At 75.9% G+C, this 6209-nt stretch carries 5 protein-coding genes; 1 reads left to right on the top strand and 4 read right to left on the bottom strand.

The features are described from left to right. Nucleotides 1–1576 (bottom strand): DNA repair helicase XPB (locus EF918_RS31175; protein ID WP_148141292.1); only part of this gene is annotated, 1576 nt, incomplete at its 3' end. A gap of 187 nt (nucleotides 1577–1763) precedes the next feature. Further along, complete coding sequence (locus EF918_RS31180; RefSeq protein WP_125652281.1) at nucleotides 1764–2726, bottom strand: GlxA family transcriptional regulator; 963 nt, start codon at nucleotides 2724–2726, stop codon at nucleotides 1764–1766. A 104-nt stretch (nucleotides 2727–2830) separates the two neighbouring features. Between EF918_RS31180 and EF918_RS31185 the strand changes: the two genes are divergently transcribed. Continuing rightward, entirely contained in the window at nucleotides 2831–3424 is a 594-nt protein-coding gene (locus EF918_RS31185) for an MBL fold metallo-hydrolase (RefSeq protein ID WP_125652282.1), read from the top strand. Nucleotides 3425–3439: 15 nt separating this feature from the next. Here the strand turns inward: EF918_RS31185 and EF918_RS31190 are convergent, their stop codons facing one another. Beyond that, nucleotides 3440–4066, bottom strand: a complete 627-nt coding sequence (locus EF918_RS31190) for a DUF4291 domain-containing protein (protein WP_125652283.1) — start codon at nucleotides 4064–4066, stop codon at nucleotides 3440–3442. A gap of 132 nt (nucleotides 4067–4198) precedes the next feature. Then, nucleotides 4199–6209 (bottom strand): helicase C-terminal domain-containing protein (locus tag EF918_RS31195; protein ID WP_125652284.1); only part of this gene is annotated, 2011 nt, incomplete at its 5' end.

The raw sequence follows: 6209 nt of genomic DNA on the forward strand, positions 1-6209 counted from the left end.
GCTGGCGGTGGGCCGCGAAGTCCTGGTCGATCGTGTCGCGGGCGACCACCGAGTAGAAGCGGGCCTCGTGCCCGTCGGCCTTCGGGCGCAGCACCCGGCCCAGCCGCTGGGCCTCCTCCTGGCGCGAGCCGAAGGTGCCGGAGACCTGGATGGCGACGGTGGCCTCGGGCAGGTCGATGGAGAAGTTCGCGACCTTGGAGACCACCAGCACACTGATCTCCCCCTGCCGGAAGGCCTCGAACAGCTTCTCCCGCTGCGCGTTGGACGTCTCGCCCTTGATGACGGGGGCGTCCAGGTGCGCGCCGAGCTCGTCGAGCTGGTCGATGTACTGGCCGATGACCAGCGTCTGCTCGCCCCGGTGGCGGCGGACCAGGGCCTCGGTCACCTTCCGCTTCGTCGCCGTGGTCGCACAGAAGCGGTACTTCTCCTCGGTCTCGGCCGTGGCATAGGCGAGCCGCTCGCTCTCGGTGAGGTTGACCCGGACCTCGACGCAGTCGGCGGGCGCGATGTAGCCCTGGGCCTCGATCTCCTTCCAGGGCGCGTCGAAGCGCTTGGGACCGATCAGCGAGAACACGTCCGACTCGCGCCCGTCCTCGCGGACCAGGGTCGCGGTCAGACCGAGCCGCCGGCGGGCCTGGAGATCGGCGGTGAACTTGAACACCGGGGCCGGCAGCAGGTGCACCTCGTCGTAGACGATCAGGCCCCAGTCCCGGGAGTCGAACAGCTCCAGGTGCGGGTAGATGCCCTTCCGCTTGGTCGTCAGCACCTGATAGGTGGCGATCGTGACGGGCCGGATCTCCTTCCGCGTCCCGCTGTACTCGCCGATCTCGTCCTCGGTCAGCGAGGTGCGCCGGACCAGCTCGTGCTTCCACTGGCGGGCCGAGACGGTGTTGGTGACCAGGATCAGGGTCGTGGCCTTGGCCTCGGCCATGGCGCCGGCGCCCACCAGCGTCTTGCCGGCGCCGCAGGGCAGCACGACCACGCCGGACCCGCCGTGCCAGAAACCCTCCACGGCCTGCCGCTGGTAGGGCCGCAGCGACCAGCCGTCCTCGGCGAGGTCGATGGGGTGCGCCTCGCCGTCGACGTAGCCGGCGAGGTCCTCGGCCGGCCAGCCGAGCTTGAGCAGGGTCTGCTTGATCTGCCCGCGCTCGGAGGGGTGCACGGCCACGGTGTCGGCGTCGATCCGTGCACCCACCAGCGGGGTGATCCGCTTGGAGCGCAGGATCTCCTCCAGCACCGGCCGGTCCGTGCTGGTCAGCACCAGGCCGTGGACGGGGTGCTTGGAGAGGGTGAGCCGGCCGTAGCGGGCCATGGTCTCGGCGACGTCGACGAGCAGGGCGTGCGGGACGGGATACCGGGAGTACTCCACGAGCGCGTCGACGACCTGCTCGGCGTCGTGCCCGGCGGCCCGGGCGTTCCACAGCCCCAGCGGGGTCACCCGATAGGTGTGGATGTGCTCGGGCGCCCGCTCCAGCTCCGCGAACGGTGCGATGGCACGGCGCGCGGCATCGGCGAGCTCGTGGTCGACCTCCAGCAGCAGGGTTTTGTCGCTCTGGACGATGAGCGGACCGTTCACCTGGTGTGTGTCCCTTCCAGCAGGGTGAGCCCACCCGGGCGCGGGCGGCCAAACCTCCAGTCTGCCGCATGCGGAGCGAAAGCGGGGGCCCGTGCGCCGCGGGCCCCGCCCGCCGGGCACCCCGCCCGGACGGCACCCCGCGCGGGTTCCCGCACGGCACCCGGCGCGGGCTCCCGGCCGCGGCGGGTCAGGTGCGTGGTGCGTGGGTGAAGGTGCGGCGGTACGAGCGGGGCGGGACGCCCCGGCGGCGGACGAACTGGGCGCGCAGGACGGAGGCGCTGCCGAAGCCGACCAGGCGGGCCACCTCGTCGACGGGGAGGTTCGTGGTCTCCAGGAGTTCCTCGGCCCGGCTCACCCGCAGCCCGGTCAGCCAGGCGTGCGGGGTGGTGCCGGTCGCCGCGGCGAAGCGGCGGGCGAAGGAGCGCCGGCTCATCAGCGCCCGCCGGGCCAGCTCGGCCACGGGCAGCGGCTCGGCCAGGTGTTCGCGGGCCCAGGCGAGCACCGCGGCGAGGCGCTGGTCCTCGCAGTCCTCGGGCACCGGCGTGGCCAGGTACTGGGCCTGCCCGCCGTCCCGGTGCGAGGGCAGCACGAGGTCGCGGGCGATCGTGTTGGCCGTCGCCGCCCCGTACTCCCGGCGCAGCAGGTGCAGGCACAGGTCGAAGCCGGCCGCGGCTCCCGCGCCGGTGACGATCTGCCCCTCGTCGATGTAGAGCGCGTCCGCGTCGACGGTGACCGCAGGGTGCCGCTCGGCCAGCAGGGCCGCGAACCGCCAGTGGGTGGTGGCGCGCCGCCCGTCGAGCAGCCCCGCCGCGGCCAGCGCGAAGGCGCCGACGCAGTGCCCGGCGACCAGCGCGCCCCGGGCGTGCGCGGCGGCCAGGGCATCGAGCACGGCCGGGCCCGGCGGCGTACGGAAGCCCGTCCAGGGCAGGGCGATCACCAGGTCGGCGGTGGCCAGCCGGTCCAGGCCGTGCGCGGCCACCAGGGGCAGTCCGGTGTCGGTGCGCACCTCGCCGGGACGGTCGGTGCACAGGGCGAAGTCGAACCCGGGCAGACCGGGCCCCCGGGCGTCGAACACCTCGGCGACGATCCCGGCCCCGAGCATGCCCACACCGGGCGGAGCGTAGGCGGCGACGGTCACGAAGGGCGGCATCCGCGCAGTCTCGCACGCGCGCCGCGGTGCGGCCGGCACGATTCCTGCGATCGGTGGCAGCACGGCCACTCGTGAACGTCCCGCCCACCGCACAGACTTCAGGCATGACAGACGCCCCGGCCGGCCGCAGCGCCGCGTACACGATCCTGACCACCGGCTACACGCTCTCCACCGGCCCCGGAGTCGCGGCCACCGTCTCGTACGTCCGCGACGGCGCGCACCATGTGATCGTCGACCCCGGCATGGTCGCCGGCCGGGACCGGATCCTCGGCCCCCTCGCCGCACTGGGGCTCGGCCCCGACGACATCACCGACGTGGTCCTCAGCCATCACCACCCGGACAACACCATGAACGTCGGCCTGTTCGGCCGGGCCCGGGTCCACGACCACAAGGCGGTCTACCGGGACGACCAGTGGACCGACCGCGACGCCGAGGGCCACGAACTCACCGCGTCCCTCCGGCTGATCCGCACCCCGGGGCACAGCCCCGAGGACATCACCCTGCTCGCCGGGACGGAGGCGGGGGTCACCGCGTTCGTCGGCGATCTCTGGTGGCGGCCCGACGGCCCGGTGGCCGACCCGGTGGCCCCGGACCACGAGGTGCTGCGCGCCTCCCGGCTACGGGTCCTGGCCGCCGCCGACACCATCGTCCCCGGCCACGGCCCCGCCTTTCCGGCCGACGCCACCGCGCCCCGCTAGACGGGCGGGGTCCCGCTACGCGCCCAAGTGGGGCAGCGGGCCCGCCGGGTAGGGCGTCTCCCGCGGGAGCAGGGCGCGGGCCGCCTCGTCCTGGCCGGCGCGGACCAGGGCGTGGATCTCCCGGGCCAGGGGGGTCACGTCGCGGATGGAGACCGTCCAGGCGTCGGCGTAGGCGCGGGAGGCCGAGCCAGACAGGCCGAGTTGGAGGGAGCGGTAGGGCAGCGGGTCGAGGTGCAGGTCCCGCTCCGGGTCCCACTGGACCCGGGCCGGGGACCGCCGCAGGGCCGTCTGCCAGGCCGCGAAGTCGCCGTGCCGGGAGGGGACGTGGTGCGAGAGGCAGGCGTGCGCCAGGGCGTGGTCGAAGCCCTCGCGGGTGATCTCGACGGCCAGGACGGTCTCCTGGTCGGCCTTGGTGGCCCAGCCGCAGCGGTACATCATCCACAGGAAGGAGGGCTTGATCCAGGTCATGCGCTCCCGCTTCCAGGCCGCCGGGAAGCGGCCGTCGCGGGCGGCCGGCAGGCCCAGTTCCGGGCGGTACGCCTGGTAGACGGTGACCGTGGTCGCGGTGTGCGCGGCCCGGATCCGGCGGTAGGGCTCCCCCTCGTGCGGGTCGGCCGCGGCGGCCGTCGCTGTCTCGTGCATGACGGCAGCGTGCCGGGCACCGGGGCGTTCCCGCACCCGAATTAAGGACCCGGCGGACGACGCGCCGGCCGCAGCATCCCGCGCCGGGCGGGCTCCCACGGGGGTGGGGCCCGGCCGGCGGGAGGCGGCGATCTAGACCTGGTCCTCGGCCAGTTCCGCGACGCCCGTGATGCGGTGCAGGGCGTAGGTGCGGACCTCGTCGGCGGTGTGGTCGTAGCCGGTGACGAAGCCGCCTTCGACCCGGACCGGGGCGATGACGCGCTGGCTGGCCGCACCGTCGGCGTTCACGTAGCCGATCCACACCGCGCTGCCCGTCAGGGCCGCCGCCTGCACGGTGGCCAGGGTCTCCGCCGCACTGGTGCGCGGCAGTTCACCGGCGGCCGGGCCCGCGGCCGGCGCGCCGGCGGCGGCGCCCGCCGGCTCGCGGCGGACGGCCGTGGCCGCGACGTCCCCGGCCCGGATCGCCCGGACCGCCGCGGCCAGCAGGGTCGCGTCCGGCACCGGCAGCCCCTCGGGGACCGGCACCGGCGGGGTCCGCTCCGGGGTGCGCCGGGCGCCCGCGCGGGTGACCAGCACGTCCCCGGTGTGCGACTCGGCCGCGGGCGCGTAGCCCATGGCCCGCAGCCCGTCGAGCAGCGCGCCCGGTTCCGCCGTGGCCGCGAGCACGGTCGGGGCCAGCCGGCGCAGGCCCAGCCCCGCCGAGCGCTTGTCGGCCAGGATCTCGCCGAGCACGCTGTCGTCGTCGCAGCGCAGGTACGAGGAGGCCGCGCCGACCCGCAGGTGCCCGTGCCGCCGGGCCACGTCGTCGATCAGGTACGCCAGTGGCTGAGGCACGGGCGTGATGCTGTGGGCGGCCAGGAAGTCGTGCAGGTCGGAGGCGGCCCGGCCGGCGTCCAGCGCACGGCGTACCGAGGCGGGGGTGAACCGGTAGACGGTGGCCCCGCCCTTGGACTCGACGTCGGCCAGCACCGCCAGGGTCTCGGCGAGCGGCCGGCGCAGCGGGCCGGGTGCCACGGCGGTCAGGTCGGCCTGGAGCAGCACGTGGTCGACGGGCTCCGGCAGCAGCGGGGCCAGCAGCGCCGCCGGGTCGGTGCCCGCCAGCAGGGCCCGGCCCACCCCGGCCAGGGCGCCGCGCCCGGTGACGCCGATCCGTTCCGCCTCGTCGAGGGTCCACCGGGCGAGCTGGGCCCGCAGTTCGCCGGTGGCGCGCAACGGCCGTTCCCACTCCAGGCGTTCCAGGACGGAGTTCGGGTCGGCGGCGGCGCCGGCAGGCAGGTCGGCGAGGAGTTCGAGGACCCGGCGGCGCACGCCGGGGGCGGCCGAGCGGTCCAGGTCGGGGCCGAGCGCGGCCAGGGTGCGGCCCTTGGCGTCCTGCTCGCCGACCACGCCCGGGGTCCGGGTGGCCGGCAGCCAGGCGGTGGCCAGCCGCGCCCACCGCTCGGCGGGCGGGGCCTCGACCCACGCGTCGAAGGCGGGGGTGGGGGCGTAGCGCTCGTCGGCCTCGCCGTCGCTGGCCAGCAGACCGGCGGCGTAGGCGAGTTCGATCCAGAACGCGGCGACCGGCTCGGCCACGTCCAGGGCGACGGCGGTCCGCTTGAGGTCCCGTACGGACAGGCCGCCGGCCCGCAGCACGGGGGGCCCGCCCTGGTCCCAGGAGGAGACGAGTTCCTCGACGGTGGCGACGGCGGCCAGCGCCTGCCCGGCGGAGTTGCCGTCCACCAGCTCGGGCCGGTGGGTCCGCGCGGCCACCACGGGCGGGGCGACCGGCTCGATCCGGCGGTGCGCCCGCCCGCCGCGCAGGTGCAGGGCCACCTCCCGGGGCAGGACGAGCGTCCGGGCGGACGCGGGCAGCAGCAGGCCCCGGTCGCGCAGCCAGCGCACCGGCGCCGCCGGATCCGGGGTGACCTCGCCGTACGGCGGCCCCCACACCAGCCGGCCCAGCACGTGGTGGGCCTCCGGCGGGGCCTGCTCCAGCAGGGCGGCCATCCGGACGGGGTCGGTGAACAGCCCGGTCAGCGCGGCGACGGCGGACACCGGGTCGTGGGTGGCCGGCAGCCCGACGGCGGCCACGATCTCCTGGATCCGGGTGGGGGACATGCCGGCGGTGGCCTCGGCGACGGTGGGGCCCAGGCCCGTGGGGGAG

It is taken from the genome of Streptomyces sp. WAC06614 (assembly GCF_003949795.1).
Lineage (GTDB): Bacteria > Actinomycetota > Actinomycetes > Streptomycetales > Streptomycetaceae > Streptomyces.